Consider the following 19349-nt stretch of genomic DNA (forward strand, 5'->3'; position numbering starts at 1 on the left):
GGTGGCAAAGATCATCGCGTAATTCGCAATTAACAAAGGAATTACCATGGCCGCAAAACAAAAAATCCGCATCCGCCTGAAAGCGTTTGATTACAAGCTCATCGACCAGTCGGCCGCTGAAATTGTGGACACTGCCAAGCGCACCGGCGCGATTGTCAAGGGCCCCGTGCCCCTGCCAACACGCATGAAGCGTTTCGACATCCTGCGTTCACCCCACGTGAACAAGGCAAGTCGTGATCAGTTCGAAATCCGTACCCACCAACGTCTGATGGATATCGTAGATCCCACAGACAAGACAGTGGACGCGCTGATGAAGCTGGACCTGCCAGCTGGCGTGGACGTCGAAATCAAGCTGCAATAAGCAGTTCCGGATCCGGTGGGAACCGGATTCACAAAGAGTCGAATTGTTGCGCGCTTGCCTAGTTGGGCACAGCGCGCTATAATCGCAGGCTCCATTGGGTTTCCAATGGGGTTTTATTAACAGTCTTCCACGCAAAAACGTTGCAACCAATTGAAGCTGCAACGGTGGAAGTTACGGAGAAAACAATGAGTCTTAGCAATCACCTAGGGTTGCTGGGTCGCAAGGTTGGCATGATGCGCCTATTCACCGACGACGGGGATGCAGTTCCTGTTACGGTGGTCGACGTTTCCAACAACCGTGTTACTCAGGTCAAAACCCAAGAGAACGATGGCTACGTTGCCCTGCAGGTAACGTTCGGTTCGCGCAAAGCATCGCGCGTAACCAAGCCCGTTGCTGGTCACCTCGCCAAGGCGGGTGTTGAAGCCGGAGAAATCATCCAGGAATTCCGCGTAGCCGCTGATACGGCTGCCAAGTACGCCGCTGGTGCGCAAGTGCCTGTGTCGGACGTGTTTTCCGTGGGTCAAAAGGTGGACGTGCAAGGCACTTCCATCGGTAAAGGCTACGCCGGTACCATCAAGCGTCACAACATGAGCTCGCAGCGCGCCTCGCACGGTAACAGCCGTTCGCACAACGTGCCCGGTTCTATCGGTATGGCACAGGACCCCGGTCGCGTGTTCCCCGGCAAGCGCATGACAGGTCACCTGGGCGACGTCACCAAGACTACCCAGAACCTCGATGTCATCCGCATCGACGAAGCACGTCAACTGCTGCTGATCAAGGGTGCTATCCCTGGATCCGCTGGTGGTTTTGTGACCGTGCGCCCTGCTGTGAAAGCTAAAGCCGCGAAAGGAGCGAACTAATGCAGCTCGAACTCCTGAATGACCAAGGCCAGGCCACTTCGAAATACGAAGCGCCCGAGACCGTGTTTGGTCGTGAATACAACGAAGATCTGGTTCACCAGGTCGTGGTGGCTTTCCAGGCTAACGCGCGTCAAGGCACCCGTGCCCAGAAAGACCGCGAACAAGTCAAGCACTCCACCAAGAAGCCGTTCAAGCAAAAGGGAACCGGTCGCGCTCGCGCTGGTATGACTTCCTCGCCTCTGTGGCGCGGAGGCGGTCGTATTTTCCCGAATATGCCCGACGAAAACTTCGGCCAGAAGATCAACAAGAAGATGTACCGCGCTGGTATGGCTTCGATCTTCTCGCAACTCGCCCGCGAAGGCCGTCTGGCCGTGGTGGACTCGATCAAGGTCGACTCTCCCAAGACCAAGGTGCTGGCCGCCAAGTTCAAGGCCATGAACCTGGACTCCGTGCTGGTGATCGCCGACGAAGTCGACGAAAACCTGTACCTGGCATCGCGCAATCTGGTCAATGTGCTGGTGGTCGAGCCCCGTTACGCTGACCCCCTGTCTTTGGTGCACTACCGCAAGGTGCTGGTTACCAAGGCTGCCATGGACAAACTCAAGGAGATGTTCGCATGAGCCACGGTCCTAATCTGTCCAAATTCGACGAAGGTCGTCTGATGCAAGTGCTGGTCGCTCCCATCGTGTCCGAAAAGGCCACCATGGTTGCCGAAAAAAGCAATGCCGTGACCTTCAAGGTGCTGCAAGACGCTACCAAATATGAAATCAAGGCCGCTGTGGAGTTGATGTTCAAGGTGGAAGTCAAGGGCGTCTCCGTAGTGAACACCAAAGGCAAAACCAAGCGGTTCGGCAAGTCTGTGGGTCGTCGCGACAACGTTCGCAAGGCTTACGTGACCCTGCAACCCGGTCAAGAGCTGAACCTCGGTGGGGAGGCTGCGTAATCATGGCTGTTATCAAAATCAAACCTACTTCCCCAGGCCGTCGTGGCGTGGTGAAGATTTCGCGTGACCACCTGTACAAGGGTGCGCCTCACGCTGCATTGCTGGAGCCACAATTCCAGCAAGCCGGTCGTAACAACAACGGCCACATCACTACCCGTCACAAAGGCGGCGGGCACAAGCACCACTACCGCGTGGTGGACTTTGTTCGCAACAAGGACGGCATTCCTGCCAAGGTTGAGCGTATTGAGTACGATCCGAACCGTTCCGCGCACATCGCTCTGGTGTGCTATGCAGACGGCGAGCGCAAGTACATCATTGCTCCGCGTGGCCTGGAAGTGGGCGCTACCATTCTGAGTGGTTCGGAAGCCCCGATCCGTGTTGGTAACACTCTGCCAATCCGTAACATCCCCGTGGGTTCGATCATCCACTGCGTGGAACTGCAAGTCGGCAAAGGCGCACAGATCATCCGCTCTGCGGGTACATCTGCAACCCTGCTGGCCCGTGAAGGCACCTACGCCCAGGTTCGCGTCCGCTCTGGTGAAGTCCGCAAGATTCACATTGACTGCCGCGCCACCATTGGCCAGGTTGCCAACGAAGAACACAGCCTGCGCCAGCTCGGCAAGGCCGGTGTGAAGCGCTGGATGGGTATTCGTCCTACCGTTCGCGGTGTGGTGATGAACCCGGTGGACCACCCCCATGGCGGTGGCGAGGGCAAGACTGGCGAAGGCCGTCATGCAGTCGATCCTTGGGGTAATCTGACCAAGGGTTACCGTACCCGTAACAACAAGCGCACGCAGGTCATGATCGTGTCGCGTCGCAAGAAGTAAGGGGAAGGTTAAATGACTCGTTCTCTCAAAAAAGGTCCCTTTGTAGACCATCACCTGATTGCCAAGACCGAAAAGGCCGTGGCAACCAAGGACAAGAAGCCGATCAAGACCTGGTCGCGTCGCTCCATGATCCTGCCCGAGTTCATCGGCCTGACCATTGCCGTGCACAACGGCAAGCAGCACGTGCCTGTCTATATCACCGACCAAATGGTAGGCCACAAGTTGGGCGAGTTCGCACTCACCCGTACTTTCAAGGGCCACCCTGCGGACAAAAAAGTCCAGAAGAAATAAGGAGGTGACCATGGAAACACGTGCAACCCTTCGTGGCGTTCGTTTGTCGGTAGACAAAGGTCGCCTGGTCGCGGATCTGATCCGTGGCAAAAAAGTTGATCAAGCCCTGAACATCCTGCAATTCACACAGAAAAAAGCTGCTGTGATCATCAAGAAGGTTCTGGAGTCTGCGATTGCCAATGCTGAGCACAATGACGGTGCCGATATCGACGAATTGAAGGTCAAGACCATCTACGTCGAACAAGGTGCTTCTCTGCGTCGCTTCACGGCCCGCGCCAAAGGTCGCGGAAACCAAATCCGCAAGCCCACGTGCCATGTGTACGTGACGGTTGGTAACTGAAAGAGGCCAGGAAGATATGGGACAAAAAATCCACCCAACCGGCTTTCGCCTGAGCGTCAGCCGTAACTGGTCTTCGCGTTGGTACGCCAGCAACCGTGATTTCGCCGGCATGTTGGCCGAAGACATCAAGGTTCGCGAGTACCTGAAGGCCAAGCTCAAGAACGCGTCCGTTTCGCGTATCTTGATCGAGCGTCCTGCCAAGAACGCACGCATCACCATTTTCTCGGCACGTCCGGGCGTGGTGATCGGCAAGAAGGGCGAAGACATCGAAAACCTCAAGCGCGATCTGGGCAAGCAATTGGGCGTGCCGGTAGCAGTGAACATCGAAGAAGTGCGCAAGCCAGAAATCGATGCCAAGCTGATTGCCGACAGCATCACCCAGCAGCTCGAAAAGCGCATCATGTTCCGCCGTGCCATGAAGCGCGCCATGCAAAACGCCATACGTTTGGGCGCACTGGGCATCAAGATCATGTCTGCCGGTCGTCTGAACGGCATTGAAATCGCTCGTACCGAGTGGTATCGCGAAGGCCGTGTGCCACTGCACACCCTGCGCGCTGACATCGACTACGGAACTTCTGAAGCCAAGACCACCTATGGTGTGATCGGCGTCAAGGTCTGGGTCTACAAGGGTGACACGCTGGGTCGTAACGATCTGCCGGCCGCCGTTGAGCCCCGCGCCGAAGAAGAGCGTCGCCCACGTGGCCCCCGTCGCGATGACCGCGGTGGTGCACGTCCTTCCGGTGACCGTCGCCCTGCTGCTGGTGCCCGTCGTCCTGCAGGTGGCAATGCCGCTCCTGCAGACGGCAGTGACAAGCCTGCAGAAGCACTCGGTGCCGATAACAAACCCGCCGTTAAGCGCGTTCGCAAAGTCGCCGCGCCAGCTGCAGCAGCTGACGGTAAAGGAGAATAACCATGTTGCAACCCGCTCGCCGGAAATACCGCAAAGAGCAAAAAGGCCGTAACACCGGTATCGCAACCCGCGGAAGCTCGGTCGCGTTCGGTGACTTCGGTCTCAAATGTACTGACCGCGGCCGTCTGACGGCTCGCCAGATCGAAGCTGCACGTCGTGCAATTTCCCGTCACGTGAAGCGTGGTGGCCGTATCTGGATTCGCGTGTTCCCCGACAAGCCAATCTCCCAGAAGCCTGCTGAAGTGCGTATGGGTAACGGCAAGGGCAATCCCGAGTACTACGTGGCTGAAATCCAGCCCGGAAAAATCGTGTTTGAAATCGTCGGCGTTCCCGAAGAGCTGGCTCGTGAAGCGTTCCGTTTGGCTGCTGCCAAGCTGCCTTTGCGCACCACCTTCGTGGCCCGCATGATCGGTCAGTAATTCAGGAGAAATCGAAATGACGAAAGCTGCTGAACTGCGCCAAAAAGACGTTGCCGGCCTGAAAGACGAAGTCAAAGCGCTGCAAAAAGCACACTTTGGCCTGCGTATGCAAAAAGCCACGCAACAACTCAACAACACCGCTACGCTGCGCCTCGCGCGCCGCGATATTGCTCGCGCCAAGACTATTCTTGTCGAGAAGCAAAGCGCTGAAAAATCCGCCAAATAAGGAGCGATAAATGACGGAAGCTAAAAAATCCCTCAAGCGCACCTTGATTGGCAAGGTGGTCAGCGACAAGCGTTCAAAGACAGTGACTGTGCTGATCGAGCGTCGTGTGAAGCACGAGCTTTACGGCAAGATTGTTGCGAAAACCAGCAAGTACCACGCCCATGACGAAAAGGGCGAGTACAAGTTGGGCGACGTGATCGAAATCACGGAGAGCAAGCCTATCTCCAAGACCAAGAACTGGGTTGCGACCCGTTTGGTGGAAAAGGCTGCTGCGGTTTAAGTCTTTAGACTTCCTCCCTGCAGGACTCTGATAAACGGCCCACAATGTGGGCCGTTTTCATTGGAAATTACAAACAGGAGATTCACATGATCAAAGTAGGCGACACACTTCCCGCAACCACATTGATGGAGTACTCGGAAGTGGAAGGTGAAGGCTGCAGCATTGGCCCCAATGCGGTTGATGTAGCCAAGGCCACCGCTGGCAAGACCATTGCCCTGTTTGCCCTGCCCGGTGCGTTTACACCCACCTGCTCTGCCAAGCATGTACCGGGCTATGTGGAGTCTGCTGACGCTTTCAAGGCAGCCGGCGTGGATGAAATCTGGTGTGTGAGCGTGAATGATGCGTTCGTGATGGGCGCCTGGGCACGCGACCAGAAGACCGCTGGAAAGGTCCGCATGCTGGGCGATGGCGATGCCACCTTTGCCAAGGCAACGGGACTGACACTGGACCTGACCGGCAAGGGCCTGGGATTGCGCAGCAACCGCTACTCCATGCTGGTCAAGGATGGCAAAGTTGTTACCCTGAATGTGGAAGGCCCTGGCAAGTTTGAAGTGAGTGACGCTGCAACCTTGTTGGCACAGGCAAAGGCCTAACGCAGAAGCGTATGCCGGGGAGGAGTCCCCGGCAGCGCCCTATAGATCAACCTTCAGGTAATGGGCGCCTGCAATCGGGTTGAAATAGTAGGGTGGAATTTCCTCAAAACCCAGATCGTCGTAGAGCGCGCGTGCCGCCTCCATCTCGTCCAAGGTGTCCAGTAGCACACAGGAAAAACCAGCTTGGCGTGCCTGATCCAGAACAGCCTCCACCAGCTTGCGTCCCAAGCCCAGACCACGGTACTGGGGGCGCACATAGAGCCGCTTCATTTCACAGGCATTGGCGTAATCGGTGGTGTCCAGGGCACGTAACGCGCAGCACCCGGCGTCGTCCGCGGCCACCGTTGCGATCAAAAGACTGCCTCTGGGGGGAGCGTATTCGCCGGGAAGTTGGGCCAGTTCCTGTTCAAAATTCTGGAAACACAAATCCACTCCCAAAGCCTTGGCGTATTCCCGGAACAGAAGCCGGATGCCTTCGAGCTGACTGTCGCTTTGGGCGGTTGAAACCCCTATACCGGTGCTGTCAGACCACAGGCCGGACTCACCACGTGCTCTAGCCATATTGCATACGTCCTTTATAGCATTGCCCAGGAGCGGCAGCCAACTGGAATCCAACGCGCTACCATGTGGCGTTGGACAGATTTCCTCAATGACACCCAAGGTATTTTCATGGATAGACGCCAGTTTAATTCCCTTACTTCCGTAACGCTTGCCGGATGGCTGGTCTTGGCCATGGATCGGGCCCGGGCGCTCACATTGGACGATCTGAGCGGCGCCGACGCCAGCAAAGGTTTGAAAACTGCGCTGGAAAAAGGCGCCTTGTCTGCCGTAGCCCTGCTGGGCAAACCAGACGGATTCCTGGGCAATGACAAAGTGCGTATTCCGTTACCGGGCTTTCTGAATGACGCGGTGCAGTTGTTGCGTACATTCGGTCAAGGTGCGAAGGTCGATGAATTGATCACCTCCATGAACCGTGCCGCCGAAGCCGCGGTACCCATGGCCAAGGATCTGTTGCTGAAGGCCGTGCAAAACATGACCGTGACCGATGCCAAAGGAATCCTGAGCGGCGGCAATACTGCCGTAACGGACTTCTTTGCCAGCAAGACGCGGCCGGCCCTGGCGGACCGATTCCTTCCTGTGGTCACCCAGGCCACGGCCAAAGTGGGATTGGCGGACAAATACAACGAAGTGGCAGGCAAGGCATCCGAACTGGGTCTGATGAAAAAGGAAGACGCCAACATCCAGAAATACGTCACGGGGAAAACCCTGGATGGACTGTTCTTCATGATTTCCGAAGAAGAAAAGAAGATTCGCCAGAACCCGGTCGCATACGGCAGTGCCATTCTGACCAAAGTGTTTGGCGCCTTGCAGTGAGCCGCATCGCATCGGGTTCAATGCATTGGGCCCCTGTGGCAACCATCGCAGTCGCCGCGGCGGCATGTTCACCAAGTCTGAACTGGCGCGAAGTGCATGTGGGCGAACTCACGACGCTGCTGCCTTGCAAGCCAGACCGCGCAACACGCCCAATAACCCTGGAGGGGGAAACCGTCAACCTGGAGATGGCTGGCTGCGAAGCCGCCGGTGCCCTCTACACGGTGAGCCGCATCCAGATGGAAGACGCCATAAGGGCACAGGCAATCATGATCCGGCTACGCAAGGCCAGCTTGGCCAGCGTGCAGGCGGGCTGCATCCACCCAACTGCCAACAGTGGTGACGAGCACAGCAGCTTCGACGTGCAAGTGAGCGGTAGAGATCCTGCTGGAAGTCCGGTGCAGGCCCACTTCAAATGGATGATGCAAGGCCAATCGGCTTACCAGGTGGCTGTGTATGCGCCCAGTCTGCAGGCCGGGCAGGTCGAAGGCATAGTCGGTGGGATACGCTTCCAATGAGGCGGACCATCAATTGCAAATCACACTTGTGCTGCATATTTGCCGTGCAAAGACGCCATAATCGCCAAACGACTGGCAGACCATGAACACAGGCATTCTCATCATCGCCCACGCTCCTTTGGCGAGTGCATTGCGCATGGGGGTGCTGCACGTCTTTCCAGACCTGGGGCAAGGCATCTTGGCCCTGGATGTGCCTCCTCAGGAGGCCCCGGACGTCACACGTGCCACAGCCCAGCGCATGCTGGTCCAGTTGGGAACCCCCAACACGCTGGTGCTAACCGATGTGTTTGGCGCCACGCCGTGCAACATTGCCCAAAAGGTGGTGGACGGTGTGCGCTCCAAGCTGGTGGCAGGAGTCAACCTCCCCATGCTGCTGCGCACGGTCAACTACCGCCATGAACCCCTCGACGTCTTGGTGGCACGCGCGCTGGCCGGAGGTACCCAAAGCATCATGCAGGTGGCAGTGACAGCGCCGCAGAATCAGCAGAGAAAAATCAATGATCAACAGCACCACGACCATAGTCAATAAACTCGGCCTGCACGCCCGCGCATCGGCGAAGCTCACCAAGCTTGCCGGTTCCTTCCCCTGCGAAGTCTGGATGACCAAAGGCGAGCGCCGCGTGAACGCCAAAAGCATCATGGGCGTGATGATGCTGGCAGCCGGTATCGGTTCCGAAGTGCAGATAGAAACGCACGGTGAGCGGGAGCAGGAAGCCATGGACGCACTGTTGGCCCTCATTGCCGAAAAGTTCGGAGAGGGCGAATGAAGACGCGTACGGCGTCTCAGCCACTCGCTCGCAAAAGGAGCGTTGCTTGACCTTCTCCATCCACGGCCTGGCAGTATCCCGTGGTGTCGCCATCGGACGCGCGGTCCTGGTGGCATCAAGCCGGGTGGATGTGGCGCACTATTTCATCGATGCTACGCAGGTAAAGGCTGAAATCGACAGGGTGCGTGCGGGACGTGATGCGGTGGTGGACGAAATTCACCGGATGCAGGAAAGCATCACCCGCATGGGGCCCAAAGAGGCGCCGCACGAACTCAGTGCCTTGCTGGACGTGCATCTGATGCTGCTGCAGGATGCCGAACTGATCAGTGGCATTAAGCACTGGATTACAGACCGCCTCTACAACGCGGAATGGGCCCTGACCACGCAACTGGAGGTCATCGCCCGCCACTTCGACGAAATGGAAGACGCCTATCTGCGCGAACGCAAGGCAGATCTGGAGCAAATTGTGGAGCGTGTGCTGCGCGCCATGAAGGGCGCATCCTCACCTATTCAGGTGCCGCATGGCCACCGACCGGCGCGTAAGCAATCCCAGCAAGACCTGCTGCTGGACGACACAGTGGATGTGCCTCTGGTACTGGTGGCACATGACCTGTCGCCCGCCGACATGTTGCAGTTCAAGCAAAGCGTGTTCGCCGGATTCATCACGGATGTGGGAGGGCGCACCTCGCACACCGCCATCGTCGCACGCAGCATGGACATTCCAGCGGTAGTCGGTGCGCGCACCTGCAGCCAACTGGTGCGCCAGGACGACTGGGTCATCATCGATGGGGATTCGGGCGTGGTCATTGTGGATCCGTCCCCCATCATCCTGGCTGAATACGGCTTCAAGCAGCGCCAGGGCGAGCTGGAGCGGGGTCGCTTGCAGCGCCTGTTGCATACGCCAGCTGTCACGATGGACGGAGAAAAGGTGCAGCTGCTGGCCAATATCGAAATGCCGGACGATGCTGAGCAGGCGCTCAAGTCCGGCGCCCTGGGCGTGGGGCTGTTTCGCAGCGAGTTTCTGTTCATGGGGCGTCAGGGCAAGCTGCCCGATGAGGAGGAGCAATACCAAGCCTACAAACGCGCAGTGGAGGGCATGCGCGGCTTGCCGGTCACCATCCGCACGGTGGACGTGGGCGCAGACAAGCCGCTGGACGACTCCATCCGGGATGACGCCCACCTCAATCCCGCGCTGGGTCTGCGTGCCATTCGCTGGAGTCTGGCTGACCCGGCGATGTTCCTGACGCAACTGCGGGCCATCTTGCGGGCAGCAGCACATGGCCCTGTCCAGTTGCTGGTGCCCATGCTGGCGCATGCGCGCGAGATCCGCCAGACGCTGGCGCACATTGACCATGCACGGGCTTTGCTGGACAACAAGGGTATTGCCTATGGTCCAGTCAAGTTGGGTGCCATGATCGAAATACCGGCTGCGGCCCTGAGCCTGAAGCTGTTTCTCAAGTACTTTGATTTCCTGTCCATAGGTACCAACGATCTGATCCAGTACACATTGGCGATTGACCGGGCAGACGAATCGGTTGCCCATCTGTATGACCCACTGCACCCGGCGGTTCTGCAACTGGTGGCCGACACCATTGCCGAATGCCGTGCCCAAGGCAAGGAAGTCAGCGTCTGCGGCGAGATGGCAGGTGACACGGCCATGACCCGTTTGTTGCTGGGAATGGGCCTGCGCAGCTTCTCCATGCATCCGGCGCAAATTCTTGCAGTCAAGCAGGAAATTCTGCGCGCAGACGCCAGCAAACTGGTCAACTGGGCGCACAAGGTGCGCACCGCGGAAGACCCTGCCAAAGCCCTCGCATCTGCATAACGGGTCACGCCTGCACGCGTTCCCAGGCGTGCACGTCCAAGAGTTCGTCAGCGTGTGCTACTTGGCTGAGCGCGTTCCCAAGACGGCCGCGCCAACAATCATGATGGCAGCCAGAATCACCGAAGTGCTGGGCATCTGCGCACGCACAGCCAGCAAGGTCAGGGTGGACAGCAGCGGAGTGAGGAAAGACAGCAAGCCGATATGCCGCGCATCCCCGCGCTTGAGTGCTGCGTCCCACAGATAGAACGCGCCGCCCAGCGGCCCCAGTCCCAAGACGGCCAACTGCGTCCAGTCCGTAAGGCTCAGTGACACTGGCGGCTCCAGCACAACATGGCAGAGAAGCGAAAGCAGACCTGATAGCAAACCGAACAGACCAATGGTCGCCGTGGGAATGCCTTGACCCAGGGCGGTGCGTCGGACGGTTTGCAGAGAATAGTTGGCCCAGATCAGGCCCGAGCAAAGTGCCAGCCCGTAACCCAGCGCAGCGCCCCAGCCAGGACTTACAGACTGGGCTTCGGCACGGCGGCTGCCGAGAATGGCAATGGCCGCACCCGCAAAGCCGATCAGGGCGGCTATGACATGCACCGCGCGCAACCGGATGTGTGGCAGGTACAGCGGCGACAGAATGACGATGAACAGCGGCCACAGGTAGTTCACCAGATTGACCTCAACCGCCGGTGCCAGTCGCAGCGCGATGAATAACAGGAAGTGGAAGCCGAACAAAGTGAATACGCCCAGAACCAAAGAGGACGGCGCAATCCTCCACAACGTTGGCTGACGTGCCACCATGGGCCAGGCCAGTACGCTGCCGACCATGAGCGTGATGCCGGTCAGCAAGAAGGGCGGCACGTGTCGCAGCGCCACACCGAGTGCGGCAAGCGACGCCCACAGAGCAATGGCGGCAATGGCATAGAGGTTGGCTTGCATGCGTTGTAGCTTAGGGCCCTGCAAGCGCGCGTAACGACGGCCAACTAGCGCACAACGACGGTTTCAATGATCCAAGTGCTGACGCAGTGCCGCGCCCAAGGCAGAGGCAGATTGGTAGCCACAGCGCGCCGCGACCACGGCGGCTGGCAGCCCTTGCGCGCGCAGCACCCGCGCGCGGGCAAGACGCAAACCACGCAGCCACTGCATGGCACTGATGCCGGCCTCCTGGCGGCAGCGCGCAGCAAACTGGGTGGGGCTGAGGCACACCTGTTCTGCCAGTTCCGCAACCGTCAGAGGCTGGTGCATATGCTCCTGACACCACTTCCCAAGCGCGGTCCAGTCAATGGCACGGCGACTGCGTGCAACGGGTGCGCCAGGCGCACGCCAGCAGTCAAGCAAGAGCATGGGGCCATAGTGCCAGGCCAGGCTCTGCGGCTGCTCCAGTGCTTGGCGGAGATATTGCGCCAGCGCGCGAGCCGCCGCCGGCTGCGCGGGGTTGCCAGCACATGCAGCCCACCCCGATTCCTCGGTATCCAGCACGAGGCAACGGGCCATGCGGCGCGCCTCGAAGTCGTGCCGCTCCCACGGTGCGATGACACACCCATCACCCGGCACAATGCGCCGCCCCTTGCCCTGCACCTCAATCTCCAGCGTGCCTTCCACGCCAAGCAACACCTGAAAGTGGGCGTGCGCATGGCTGCCCGGCGAGTTGCCGTACTGGCGCAGGGAGAGTGAGCCGTGTGCGCTGTGCATGGTTCAACTGGGGCGTTGGTCGGTGGAAGGCTTCTTCCAGAGGTTGATGCCGCCTTCCACGGCATGGACGTCAATAGCCGCAAGTTCCTCCGCGGAGAACTCCATCTTGCGCATGGCTCCTGCCAGATCCACGATCTGCTCGGGCTTGCTGGCGCCGATCAGGGCCGAGGTCACGCGCGCATCGCGCAGCACCCAGGCCACGGCCATTTGCGCCAGAGACTGGCCGCGTGCCAGGGCAATCGCATGCAGGGCGCGCACGTGGCGCAGGTTGGTCTCGCTCAGGTAGTCGGCGGTAAAGGAGCCTCCCCCCGGGCGATTGACCCGTGCGTCTTCGGGTACGCCGTGCAGGTACTTGTTGGTCAACAGGCCTTGGGCCAATGCACTGAATGCGATGCAACCCATGCCGGTATCTTCGAGCGCATCCAGCAGATCTTCTTCAATCCAGCGGTTGAGCATGTTGTAGGAGGGCTGGTGAATCAGCATGGGAACGCCCATGCTTTTCAGGATGGCCGCAGCCTCGCGCGTCTTGCCGGACGAGTAGCTGCTGATGCCGACATAAAGTGCCTTGCCTTGCTGTACGGCACTGGCCAGGGCACCCATGGTTTCCTCCAGGGGTGTGTCGGGGTCGAAGCGGTGCGAATAGAAAATGTCCACATAGTCCAGGCCCATGCGCTGCAGGCTCTGGTCCAGACTGGCCAGCACATATTTGCGGGAGCCACCACCTTGTCCGTAGGGGCCGGGCCACATTTCCCAGCCCGCCTTGGTGGAGATCAGCAGCTCATCCCGGTAAGGTTTGAAGTCCCTGCGCATGTGCTCGCCAAAATTGGTTTCCGAGCTGCCGAACGGTGGGCCGTAGTTGTTGGCCAGATCGAAATGCGTGATGCCCAGGTCAAATGCTGTGCGCAGCATCTGACGCTGCGTCTCTATGGGGGTGGCATCGCCAAAGTTGTGCCACAGGCCCAGTGTGATGGACGGGAGTTTGAGCCCGCTCTTGCCGCAGTTGCGGTAAGGCATGCGGCCGTCGTATCGCTCGGGATTGGCTTGGTAGGGCATATGCGCTTTCCTATTTCTTTGCGGTCTTGGCCGCAGCCACGCCAGCGCGCAGCCCCAGCAGATAACTTTCTGCGCCGAAGCCGCAGATCTGCCCGCGCACGATTTCGGAGAAGACCGACACATGGCGGAATGCTTCGCGCGCGTGGATGTTGGACATATGCACTTCCACAATGGGGCAGGTGAGGATGGCCAGCGCATCCCGTATGCCGTAGCTGTAGTGGGTCCAGGCACCCGCATTGATCAGTACCGCATCCACCTTGTCGTGGAATGCCTGGTGAATGCGCTGACACATTTCACCTTCGATGTTGGTCTGGTAGCACTCCACAGAAACCCCCAGTTCCTGGCCCAGTTCGGCCAGGCGCAAGTTGATTTCTTCGAGTGTGACCGTGCCGTATTGCGCAGGGTCGCGCTTGCCGAACATGTTGAGGTTGACGCCGTTGAGTACCAGTACTTTCATGTGCACGCTCCTGATTGAGGATGGTGATTATCGGCTGCTTCGCCGTTTACCTGGGGGCAGGCCGGTATTCCCGATAATGCTCCGGTACAGCTCCTGAATGCCTCCATGACACCTCGCGATCCTTCCGTACCCGCAACGCTCAGCCTGCATGAGTGGATGCGTAGCCCCGTGCGTCAGGTCCCGGTGATCACCATGCTGATCGTCTGCAATGTGCTGTTGTTTCTTGTGATGGCTTGGTCTGGTCGGGCGCTGTGGCATATGACACCCGGCGTTCCCATGCAGTGGGGTGCGAACTTCGGCCCTGCCACCCAAAGCGGCGAGTGGTGGCGCTTGCTGAGCGCTGTCTTTGTGCACTTCAGCCTGATCCATATCGTGGTCAATATGTGGGCGCTTTGGGACGTGGGTCGACTGATGGAGCGCGTGCTGGGTCGATGGCGCTTTGTGGTCCTGTATCTGGGGGCCGGGGTTGTAGGCAACCTGGTGTCGTTGGCGATGCATGGGCAGCCGCGTGTTTCCGGTGGCGCTTCCGGTGCCATCTTTGGCCTATACGGCGCTTTGCTGGTGTTTCTGTGGCGCGAGCGACGCAGTATTGACCCCTTCGAATTTCGCTGGCTGTTCGTGGGTGCGCTGGTGTTTTCTGCGTTGATGCTGCTGCTGGGATTCTTTCTTCCCGGGATCGACAACGCGGCGCATGGCGGTGGCTTGCTGGCAGGGGGCTTGCTGGGCGGCTTGCTGCGGCGGCCCTTGGGTTTGCCGGATGGCGGATATGCGGGGCCCTCACGGCGGTGGATGGCTGCGTTGGCGCTCGCGGTGATCGCTACGCTGTTGGCTGGAATTTCTCCACCGCCATACCGCTATGAGGAAGAGCTGGAAACCCGTGCGGCCATTCAGCGCTTCATGCGTGAGGACCAGGCTATTTCCGCGCGCTGGAGTGCGCTGCTGGCAGACCGCCGGGGAATGTCATTCGATCAGCTTGCAGATGCATTGCACAGTGAAGTGGCTGCCTCCTATGAACACAGCTTCAACGAGCTGGCGGCGGTGCAGGCGAGCCCCGCCGTGCCCTCCCGGCTCACACTGCTGAAGCTACAGGCCTATGCAGTGACCAGGAAGGAAGCCGCTCTGCAAGCGGCACAGGAACTGCGGAGTCGTGGCGCGGGACACGCTTTGGTGCCCCAGCGCAAGGCGCCAATGACTTCTGGCAATCCTTGATGGCCAAAGGCGCTGCTGTTGGCTAGCTCGCCTGGGCGGCGGAATGCGCTTGCTGATCAGCGTGGTAGCTTGATCGCACCATCGCACCGACGGCTGCGTGCTTGAATCCCATCTTGTAGGCTTCGGCCTCGAACATCTTGAACGTATCCGGATGCACATAGCGGCGCACCGGCAAGTGGCTGGTCGACGGGGCGAGGTACTGGCCTATGGTGAGCATCTCGATGTTGTGCGCACGCATGTCGCGCATGACTTCCAGAATCTCTTCGTCGGTTTCGCCCAGGCCCACCATCAAGCCGCTCTTGGTGGGAACGTCTGGAAACAAGGCCTTGAATTTCTTCAGCAGATTGAGTGAGAACTGGTAGTCCGATCCGGGGCGCGCTTCCTTGTACAGGCGTGGAATGGTTTCCAGGTTGTGGTTCATCACATCCGGTGGGGCGGCTTTCAGGATTTCCAAGGCGCGGTCGTCGCGCCCCCGGAAGTCGGGGACCAGCACCTCGATCTGGGTGGTGGGTGACAGCTCGCGTGTCTTGCGTATGCATTCCACAAAGTGGCCTGCACCACCGTCTCGCAAGTCATCGCGATCCACGCTGGTGATGACCACGTAGCTCAGCTTCAGTTGGGCGATGGTCTTGGCTAGGTTGTCGGGCTCATTCACATCCAGCGGATCCGGGCGACCGTGGCCCACGTCGCAGAACGGGCAGCGGCGTGTGCACTTGTCGCCCATGATCATGAAGGTGGCCGTGCCCTTGCCAAAGCATTCACCAATGTTGGGGCAGCTGGCTTCCTCGCACACGGTTACCAGCTTGTTGGCGCGCAAGACGTCCTTGATTTCATAAAAGCGGGTGGAGGGGGAACCCGCCTTGACGCGAATCCATTCAGGTTTCTTGAGCACTTCGCCAGCCTGTACCTTGACCGGAATGCGTGACAGTTTGGCGGCAGCCTTCTGTTTGGCAGACGGGTTGTATTCCGCTGTGCTCTGTGCTTCCCGTACGGTGGGGGTGCTGTCGTTTTGGCTCATGGTGTGGGCGAAGTGATGGCACCTCAGGGCGCCAGGTAGGTTGCGAGCTTGTGGCTCAGTACATCAGCGGCATCCTGCCAGCTGACCTGAAAGCCGATTGTAGAAAGGTCCACGGTTTGCAGGGCCACATAACCACAAGGGTTGATGCGGTGAAACGGCTCCAAGTCCATGGCGACATTCAATGCGACGCCGTGGTAGGTGCAATTGCGACTGACCTTGATGCCCAGTGCCGATATCTTGCCAAGTCCGGTGAAATCCGGGTCCGAACCCGTCTTGTCCTTGCTGGGGCGATTGGCCAAAGGCGCGTGGCCAGCAGGGTCATCCAAGCGAACGTAAATACCCGGCGCGCCGGCCACCCGGTGGCCGGTCACACCAAAGTACAGCAGGGTTCGAATGACGGCTTCTTCGATGCGGAATACATATTCCTTGACGAAGTAGCCGGCGCGTTTGAGGTCCATCAGGGGGTAGCCCATGACCTGACCCGGGCCGTGGTAGGTGACCTGCCCGCCGCGATTCGTCTGGACAACCGGAATGTCGCCCGGGTTGTAGATGTGCTCTGGTTTGCCGGCCAGGCCTTGCGTGTATACGGGAGGGTGCTCGCAAATCCAAAGCTGGTCTTCCGTGGCCCCATTGGCATAACGCTGTTCCGTGAATGCCTGCATGGCGGAGTACGTTGGCAGGTACTCTACGCGTCCCAGTTGACTAATCTGCATGCGCCAGCCCTTACAGCACAACCTTGACCATGGGGTGGGTGCTGAGCGTGCGGTAGAGCTCGTCGAGTTGCTCGCGACTGGTGGCGTTCACCGTGACGGTAACGCCCAGGTATTTGCCACCCTTGCTTTCGCGCAGTTCGATGGTGCTGGCGTCAAATGCGGGGTCGAATTCTCGGGTGATGCTGGTGATGGCATGTACCAGCCCGTCCACCTTGTTGCCCATGACCTTGATTGGAAACTTGCAGGGGTATTCGATCAGCGACTCAGCGCGGGAACTGCCTGCTTGGGGTGTGGGCGAGTCAGGTGTAGACATGGTGTGGTTGTAGTAGGGGCAAATTATGCAGTGCGCGGGCGCTACTGCGCGGTGGCGCTTTTTTGTAAAGGGCGTGTAATGAGGGTCTGGGTTTCTACGTATAATCGCAGGCTGTGCATAAATCTGCAGTCAGTCTGTAACCTGGGCGTAATTTGACATGGTCACAATCCCGCCAGATTCAGATGTGGAAGAAGTTTCTGACTTCACTCCGCTGACTGCGGCACAAGCAAAAGCGCTTCGCGAACAAAATCCGGCAATTTCTCCATGGTGGGTTGTTGCGGGACAAGTGGTGGTTGGAGTCCTGGTGGCTCTGGCGGCTTGGGGTGTGACGGGTAGATCGGTCGTTGGTTGGTCTGCGGCTTGTGGCGCGCTGGCGGTAGTCGTTCCGGCGGCGCTGTTTGCAAGAGGAGTTACTGGGCAATTTGCTTCGGTCAATGCGGGTTCCGCTGTGCTGAGCTTTTTTGTCTGGGAGCTGGTCAAGATTTTGGTGACGGTGGGCATCTTGTTTGCGGCCCACCTGATGGTGGCGGGGTTGAGCTGGCCGGCAATGCTGGTAGGTTTGATTGTCACGATGAAGGTGTACTGGCTAGCTTTGGGTTTCAAGCGAAAACCAAAGGCAGTGCAAATTTAAAAACGCTTAACGGCAAAAGTAACTGATACGAGTAACTGATGGCTGCTGAAGAAAACGTTGTGGAACATGGCCTCACGGCCGGCGAGTACATTGGCCACCACCTGACGCACTTGCGCACAGCGCATCAAGCAGGTGTGGTTGATTTCTCCGTTTTCAATATGGACTCCATTTTTTGGTCTGTCCTGTTGGGCGTGGTGGGTATGTTTGTGATGTGGCGTGTGGCGCGTAGCGTCACGGCCGGTGTTCCTGGCCGCATGCAGGCCGCCGTGGAAATCCTCCTGGAAATGGTGGATACCCAGGCCAAGGGCATTATTCACAATGCCGAGTCGCGCAAATTCGTGGGCCCTCTGGCTTTGACCGTGTTCATGTGGGTGTTTTTGATGAACTCCATGGACTTCTTGCCTGTGGACCTGATCCCGCTGATCTGGGAAGAGATTTATGGCGCCGCAGGTGGTGATATTCACCACGCCTACATGCGTGTAGTGCCTACGGCGGATCTCTCGACTACGTTGGGTATGTCCTGCTCCGTCTTGCTGGTCTGTCTGTACTACAACGTCAAGATCAAGGGTGCTGGTGGCTGGGCGCACGAACTGGTGACAGCACCGTTCGGTACCAGCAAGAACCCCGTTTTTGCTCTGATTCTGGGTGTGCTGAATCTCAGCATGCAACTGATTGAATTCACCGCCAAGACCGTTTCACACGGCATGCGGTTGTTCGGAAATATGTACGCTGGCGAGCTGGTGTTCATGTTGATCGCACTCATGGGTGCGGTTGGTTTCGGGTCGGCTACAGGCATCGCCTTGTGGTTGGGTCATGTGGTTGCAGGTACCGGTTGGGCAATCTTTCACATTCTGATTGTTGCTTTGCAGGCCTTCATTTTCATGATGTTGACCTTGGTGTATGTGGGGCAGGCCCACGACCACCACTGAGTTTGTCGGTCTTTTCACTTTTTTGTTTTCTCGTTAACTTAAATCCATAGGAGCTCTTAAATGGAACACGTTCTTGGTTTTGTCGCGCTGGCTGCTGGTCTGATCATTGGTCTGGGTGCTATCGGTGCTTGTATTGGTATCGGCATCATGGGTAGCAAGTACCTTGAGTCTGCAGCACGTCAGCCCGAGCTGATGAATGAACTGCAAACCAAGATGTTCTTGCTGGCTGGTCTGATCGACGCTGCATTCCTGATTGGCGTTGGTATCGCCATGATGTTCGCATTCGCCAACCCCTTCGTGCTGAAGTAAGCCCTTTCGCCTTCCTAACTTAGAGAGGTGTTGTTGTGAGTATTAACGCAACATTCTTCGCACAGATGGTGGTGTTTTTCATATTGGTGATGTTCACGATGAAACTCGTGTGGCCACCGATAGCGAAAGCACTCGATGAACGTGCGCAGAAAATCGCAGACGGCTTGGCCGCTGCGGACAAGGCCAAAGCCGAGTTGACCAGCGCCAACAAGCGTGTGGAAGACGAGCTGGCCAAGTCCCGCAACGAGACTGCAAGCCGTCTGGCTGACGCGGAACGCCGCGCGCAAGCCATCGTTGAAGAAGCCAAGGCCAAAGCAACCGAAGAAGGCAACAAGATCGTTGCTGCCGCCAAGGTTGAAGCTGAACAGCAAACCGTCAAGGCCCGTGAAGCACTGCGTGAGCAGGTTGCTGCGCTGGCTGTCAAGGGCGCCGAGCAGATTCTCCGCAAGGAAGTCAATGCTGGCGTGCATGCGGATTTGCTGGGCCGTTTGAAGACCGAGCTGTAA

At 58.4% G+C, this 19349-nt stretch carries 30 protein-coding genes; 22 read left to right on the forward strand and 8 right to left on the reverse strand.

Translation table 11 applies throughout. The annotated features are described in order from the left end of the window. The first annotated feature begins 46 nt into the window (after positions 1-46). The 12 genes from rpsJ (at position 47) to AC1RMF_RS22555 (ending at position 6050) form a co-directional block, all read left to right on the forward strand. Positions 47-361: a 30S ribosomal protein S10 gene (rpsJ, locus tag AC1RMF_RS22500; protein WP_068674876.1), complete on the forward strand. Its 315-nt coding sequence runs from the start codon at positions 47-49 to the stop codon at positions 359-361. Positions 362-546: 185 nt separating this feature from the next. Continuing rightward, on the forward strand, positions 547-1221 hold the full coding sequence (gene rplC, locus AC1RMF_RS22505; protein ID WP_342619608.1) for a 50S ribosomal protein L3: 675 nt from the start codon (positions 547-549) through the stop codon (positions 1219-1221). Then, positions 1221-1841, forward strand: coding sequence for a 50S ribosomal protein L4 (gene rplD / locus AC1RMF_RS22510; protein ID WP_342619607.1), 621 nt, complete (start codon positions 1221-1223; stop codon positions 1839-1841). The genes rplC and rplD overlap by 1 nt, the downstream gene beginning before the upstream one ends. Continuing rightward, positions 1838-2164, forward strand: coding sequence for a 50S ribosomal protein L23 (gene rplW, locus AC1RMF_RS22515; RefSeq protein ID WP_342619606.1), 327 nt, complete (start codon positions 1838-1840; stop codon positions 2162-2164). Before rplD ends, rplW begins: the two co-directional genes overlap by 4 nt. 2 nt (positions 2165-2166) lie before the next feature. Then, positions 2167-2991 (forward strand): 50S ribosomal protein L2, encoded by an 825-nt coding sequence (rplB, locus tag AC1RMF_RS22520; RefSeq protein ID WP_342619605.1) that lies wholly within the window; start codon positions 2167-2169, stop codon positions 2989-2991. Between the two features lie 12 nt (positions 2992-3003). Next, the gene (gene rpsS, locus AC1RMF_RS22525) at positions 3004-3282 is read left to right on the forward strand and encodes a 30S ribosomal protein S19 (RefSeq protein ID WP_087495489.1); all 279 of its coding nucleotides are present in this window, start codon (positions 3004-3006) and stop codon (positions 3280-3282) included. A 10-nt stretch (positions 3283-3292) separates the two neighbouring features. After that, the gene (rplV, locus tag AC1RMF_RS22530) at positions 3293-3622 is read left to right on the forward strand and encodes a 50S ribosomal protein L22 (RefSeq protein WP_075585605.1); all 330 of its coding nucleotides are present in this window, start codon (positions 3293-3295) and stop codon (positions 3620-3622) included. A 16-nt stretch (positions 3623-3638) separates the two neighbouring features. After that, complete coding sequence (gene rpsC, locus AC1RMF_RS22535) at positions 3639-4532, forward strand: 30S ribosomal protein S3 (RefSeq protein WP_493144470.1); 894 nt, start codon at positions 3639-3641, stop codon at positions 4530-4532. 2 nt (positions 4533-4534) lie between these two features. After that, on the forward strand, positions 4535-4951 hold the full coding sequence (rplP, locus tag AC1RMF_RS22540; RefSeq protein WP_029708121.1) for a 50S ribosomal protein L16: 417 nt from the start codon (positions 4535-4537) through the stop codon (positions 4949-4951). A 16-nt stretch (positions 4952-4967) separates the two neighbouring features. Further along, positions 4968-5177, forward strand: a complete 210-nt coding sequence (gene rpmC, locus AC1RMF_RS22545; RefSeq protein ID WP_342619603.1) for a 50S ribosomal protein L29 — start codon at positions 4968-4970, stop codon at positions 5175-5177. A gap of 10 nt (positions 5178-5187) precedes the next feature. Continuing rightward, positions 5188-5457, forward strand: coding sequence for a 30S ribosomal protein S17 (gene rpsQ, locus AC1RMF_RS22550; RefSeq protein WP_105261715.1), 270 nt, complete (start codon positions 5188-5190; stop codon positions 5455-5457). Between the two features lie 86 nt (positions 5458-5543). Beyond that, positions 5544-6050: a peroxiredoxin gene (locus AC1RMF_RS22555; RefSeq protein ID WP_493144473.1), complete on the forward strand. Its 507-nt coding sequence runs from the start codon at positions 5544-5546 to the stop codon at positions 6048-6050. A 39-nt stretch (positions 6051-6089) separates the two neighbouring features. Here the strand turns inward: AC1RMF_RS22555 and AC1RMF_RS22560 are convergent, their stop codons facing one another. After that, positions 6090-6611 carry a GNAT family N-acetyltransferase gene (locus tag AC1RMF_RS22560; RefSeq protein ID WP_342619601.1) on the reverse strand — a complete coding sequence of 174 codons (522 nt, stop codon included), beginning with the start codon at positions 6609-6611 and terminating at the stop codon, positions 6090-6092. 108 nt (positions 6612-6719) lie between these two features. On the opposite strand from AC1RMF_RS22560, the gene AC1RMF_RS22565 reads away from it, so the two are divergent. The 5 genes from AC1RMF_RS22565 to ptsP all read left to right on the forward strand — a co-directional run bounded on the left by AC1RMF_RS22565 (position 6720) and on the right by ptsP (position 10531). Then, on the forward strand, positions 6720-7424 hold the full coding sequence (locus AC1RMF_RS22565; RefSeq protein ID WP_493144475.1) for a DUF4197 domain-containing protein: 705 nt from the start codon (positions 6720-6722) through the stop codon (positions 7422-7424). Between the two features lie 35 nt (positions 7425-7459). Continuing rightward, complete coding sequence (locus tag AC1RMF_RS22570; protein ID WP_493144476.1) at positions 7460-7939, forward strand: hypothetical protein; 480 nt, start codon at positions 7460-7462, stop codon at positions 7937-7939. Positions 7940-8021: 82 nt separating this feature from the next. After that, positions 8022-8468: a PTS sugar transporter subunit IIA gene (locus AC1RMF_RS22575; RefSeq protein ID WP_342619598.1), complete on the forward strand. Its 447-nt coding sequence runs from the start codon at positions 8022-8024 to the stop codon at positions 8466-8468. Beyond that, positions 8437-8706: an HPr family phosphocarrier protein gene (locus AC1RMF_RS22580; protein WP_342619597.1), complete on the forward strand. Its 270-nt coding sequence runs from the start codon at positions 8437-8439 to the stop codon at positions 8704-8706. Before AC1RMF_RS22575 ends, AC1RMF_RS22580 begins: the two co-directional genes overlap by 32 nt. A gap of 46 nt (positions 8707-8752) precedes the next feature. Continuing rightward, the gene (gene ptsP / locus AC1RMF_RS22585; protein ID WP_342619596.1) at positions 8753-10531 is read left to right on the forward strand and encodes a phosphoenolpyruvate--protein phosphotransferase; all 1779 of its coding nucleotides are present in this window, start codon (positions 8753-8755) and stop codon (positions 10529-10531) included. A 57-nt stretch (positions 10532-10588) separates the two neighbouring features. Here the strand turns inward: ptsP and AC1RMF_RS22590 are convergent, their stop codons facing one another. The 4 genes from AC1RMF_RS22590 to aroQ all read right to left on the reverse strand — a co-directional run bounded on the left by AC1RMF_RS22590 (position 10589) and on the right by aroQ (position 13721). Then, positions 10589-11458, reverse strand: coding sequence for a DMT family transporter (locus AC1RMF_RS22590; protein ID WP_493144478.1), 870 nt, complete (start codon positions 11456-11458; stop codon positions 10589-10591). 63 nt (positions 11459-11521) lie between these two features. Further along, positions 11522-12211, reverse strand: coding sequence for a helix-turn-helix domain-containing protein (locus AC1RMF_RS22595; RefSeq protein ID WP_493144479.1), 690 nt, complete (start codon positions 12209-12211; stop codon positions 11522-11524). A 3-nt stretch (positions 12212-12214) separates the two neighbouring features. After that, the gene (gene mgrA / locus AC1RMF_RS22600) at positions 12215-13264 is read right to left on the reverse strand and encodes an L-glyceraldehyde 3-phosphate reductase (protein ID WP_493144480.1); all 1050 of its coding nucleotides are present in this window, start codon (positions 13262-13264) and stop codon (positions 12215-12217) included. Positions 13265-13274: 10 nt separating this feature from the next. Then, complete coding sequence (gene aroQ, locus AC1RMF_RS22605; RefSeq protein ID WP_342619592.1) at positions 13275-13721, reverse strand: type II 3-dehydroquinate dehydratase; 447 nt, start codon at positions 13719-13721, stop codon at positions 13275-13277. Positions 13722-13826: 105 nt separating this feature from the next. On the opposite strand from aroQ, the gene AC1RMF_RS22610 reads away from it, so the two are divergent. After that, entirely contained in the window at positions 13827-14930 is a 1104-nt protein-coding gene (locus AC1RMF_RS22610; RefSeq protein ID WP_493144482.1) for a rhomboid family intramembrane serine protease, read from the forward strand. Between the two features lie 22 nt (positions 14931-14952). Here the strand turns inward: AC1RMF_RS22610 and lipA are convergent, their stop codons facing one another. The 3 genes from lipA to AC1RMF_RS22625 are packed head-to-tail and all read right to left on the reverse strand — an operon-like array spanning position 14953 to position 16974. Next, positions 14953-15948 (reverse strand): lipoyl synthase, encoded by a 996-nt coding sequence (lipA, locus tag AC1RMF_RS22615; protein WP_342619590.1) that lies wholly within the window; start codon positions 15946-15948, stop codon positions 14953-14955. Between the two features lie 23 nt (positions 15949-15971). After that, positions 15972-16661 carry a lipoyl(octanoyl) transferase LipB gene (gene lipB / locus AC1RMF_RS22620; RefSeq protein ID WP_493144483.1) on the reverse strand — a complete coding sequence of 230 codons (690 nt, stop codon included), beginning with the start codon at positions 16659-16661 and terminating at the stop codon, positions 15972-15974. A gap of 10 nt (positions 16662-16671) precedes the next feature. Next, a complete protein-coding gene (locus tag AC1RMF_RS22625) occupies positions 16672-16974 on the reverse strand; it encodes an HP0495 family protein (RefSeq protein ID WP_493144484.1) in 303 nt (100 codons plus the stop codon). 157 nt (positions 16975-17131) lie between these two features. Between AC1RMF_RS22625 and AC1RMF_RS22630 the strand changes: the two genes are divergently transcribed. Genes AC1RMF_RS22630 through AC1RMF_RS22645 form a run of 4 tightly spaced genes read left to right on the forward strand, consistent with a single transcriptional unit; the run spans position 17132 to position 19349 of the window. After that, complete coding sequence (locus tag AC1RMF_RS22630) at positions 17132-17605, forward strand: ATP synthase subunit I (RefSeq protein ID WP_493144485.1); 474 nt, start codon at positions 17132-17134, stop codon at positions 17603-17605. A 38-nt stretch (positions 17606-17643) separates the two neighbouring features. After that, positions 17644-18534, forward strand: a complete 891-nt coding sequence (gene atpB / locus AC1RMF_RS22635) for a F0F1 ATP synthase subunit A (RefSeq protein WP_493144486.1) — start codon at positions 17644-17646, stop codon at positions 18532-18534. Between the two features lie 60 nt (positions 18535-18594). Then, positions 18595-18843 (forward strand): F0F1 ATP synthase subunit C, encoded by a 249-nt coding sequence (gene atpE / locus AC1RMF_RS22640; protein WP_011827793.1) that lies wholly within the window; start codon positions 18595-18597, stop codon positions 18841-18843. Between the two features lie 35 nt (positions 18844-18878). Next, positions 18879-19349, forward strand: a complete 471-nt coding sequence (locus AC1RMF_RS22645; RefSeq protein ID WP_342619585.1) for a F0F1 ATP synthase subunit B — start codon at positions 18879-18881, stop codon at positions 19347-19349.

The sequence above is a fragment of the Rhodoferax sp. GW822-FHT04A08 genome (genome assembly GCF_058801025.1).

Coding starts and splice junctions, on each gene's coding strand:
- rpsJ (WP_068674876.1), top strand. CDS start 47: ATGGCCGCAAAACAAAAAATCCGCATCCGCCTGAAAGCGTTTGATTAC.
- rplC (WP_342619608.1), top strand. CDS start 547: ATGAGTCTTAGCAATCACCTAGGGTTGCTGGGTCGCAAGGTTGGCATG.
- rplD (WP_342619607.1), top strand. CDS start 1,221: ATGCAGCTCGAACTCCTGAATGACCAAGGCCAGGCCACTTCGAAATAC.
- rplW (WP_342619606.1), top strand. CDS start 1,838: ATGAGCCACGGTCCTAATCTGTCCAAATTCGACGAAGGTCGTCTGATG.
- rplB (WP_342619605.1), top strand. CDS start 2,167: ATGGCTGTTATCAAAATCAAACCTACTTCCCCAGGCCGTCGTGGCGTG.
- rpsS (WP_087495489.1), top strand. CDS start 3,004: ATGACTCGTTCTCTCAAAAAAGGTCCCTTTGTAGACCATCACCTGATT.
- rplV (WP_075585605.1), top strand. CDS start 3,293: ATGGAAACACGTGCAACCCTTCGTGGCGTTCGTTTGTCGGTAGACAAA.
- rpsC (WP_493144470.1), top strand. CDS start 3,639: ATGGGACAAAAAATCCACCCAACCGGCTTTCGCCTGAGCGTCAGCCGT.
- rplP (WP_029708121.1), top strand. CDS start 4,535: ATGTTGCAACCCGCTCGCCGGAAATACCGCAAAGAGCAAAAAGGCCGT.
- rpmC (WP_342619603.1), top strand. CDS start 4,968: ATGACGAAAGCTGCTGAACTGCGCCAAAAAGACGTTGCCGGCCTGAAA.
- rpsQ (WP_105261715.1), top strand. CDS start 5,188: ATGACGGAAGCTAAAAAATCCCTCAAGCGCACCTTGATTGGCAAGGTG.
- AC1RMF_RS22555 (WP_493144473.1), top strand. CDS start 5,544: ATGATCAAAGTAGGCGACACACTTCCCGCAACCACATTGATGGAGTAC.
- AC1RMF_RS22560 (WP_342619601.1), bottom strand. CDS start 6,611: ATGGCTAGAGCACGTGGTGAGTCCGGCCTGTGGTCTGACAGCACCGGT.
- AC1RMF_RS22565 (WP_493144475.1), top strand. CDS start 6,720: ATGGATAGACGCCAGTTTAATTCCCTTACTTCCGTAACGCTTGCCGGA.
- AC1RMF_RS22575 (WP_342619598.1), top strand. CDS start 8,022: ATGAACACAGGCATTCTCATCATCGCCCACGCTCCTTTGGCGAGTGCA.
- AC1RMF_RS22580 (WP_342619597.1), top strand. CDS start 8,437: ATGATCAACAGCACCACGACCATAGTCAATAAACTCGGCCTGCACGCC.
- AC1RMF_RS22590 (WP_493144478.1), bottom strand. CDS start 11,458: ATGCAAGCCAACCTCTATGCCATTGCCGCCATTGCTCTGTGGGCGTCG.
- AC1RMF_RS22595 (WP_493144479.1), bottom strand. CDS start 12,211: ATGCACAGCGCACACGGCTCACTCTCCCTGCGCCAGTACGGCAACTCG.
- mgrA (WP_493144480.1), bottom strand. CDS start 13,264: ATGCCCTACCAAGCCAATCCCGAGCGATACGACGGCCGCATGCCTTAC.
- aroQ (WP_342619592.1), bottom strand. CDS start 13,721: ATGAAAGTACTGGTACTCAACGGCGTCAACCTCAACATGTTCGGCAAG.
- AC1RMF_RS22610 (WP_493144482.1), top strand. CDS start 13,827: ATGACACCTCGCGATCCTTCCGTACCCGCAACGCTCAGCCTGCATGAG.
- lipA (WP_342619590.1), bottom strand. CDS start 15,948: ATGAGCCAAAACGACAGCACCCCCACCGTACGGGAAGCACAGAGCACA.
- lipB (WP_493144483.1), bottom strand. CDS start 16,661: ATGCAGATTAGTCAACTGGGACGCGTAGAGTACCTGCCAACGTACTCC.
- AC1RMF_RS22625 (WP_493144484.1), bottom strand. CDS start 16,974: ATGTCTACACCTGACTCGCCCACACCCCAAGCAGGCAGTTCCCGCGCT.
- AC1RMF_RS22630 (WP_493144485.1), top strand. CDS start 17,132: ATGGTCACAATCCCGCCAGATTCAGATGTGGAAGAAGTTTCTGACTTC.
- atpB (WP_493144486.1), top strand. CDS start 17,644: ATGGCTGCTGAAGAAAACGTTGTGGAACATGGCCTCACGGCCGGCGAG.
- atpE (WP_011827793.1), top strand. CDS start 18,595: ATGGAACACGTTCTTGGTTTTGTCGCGCTGGCTGCTGGTCTGATCATT.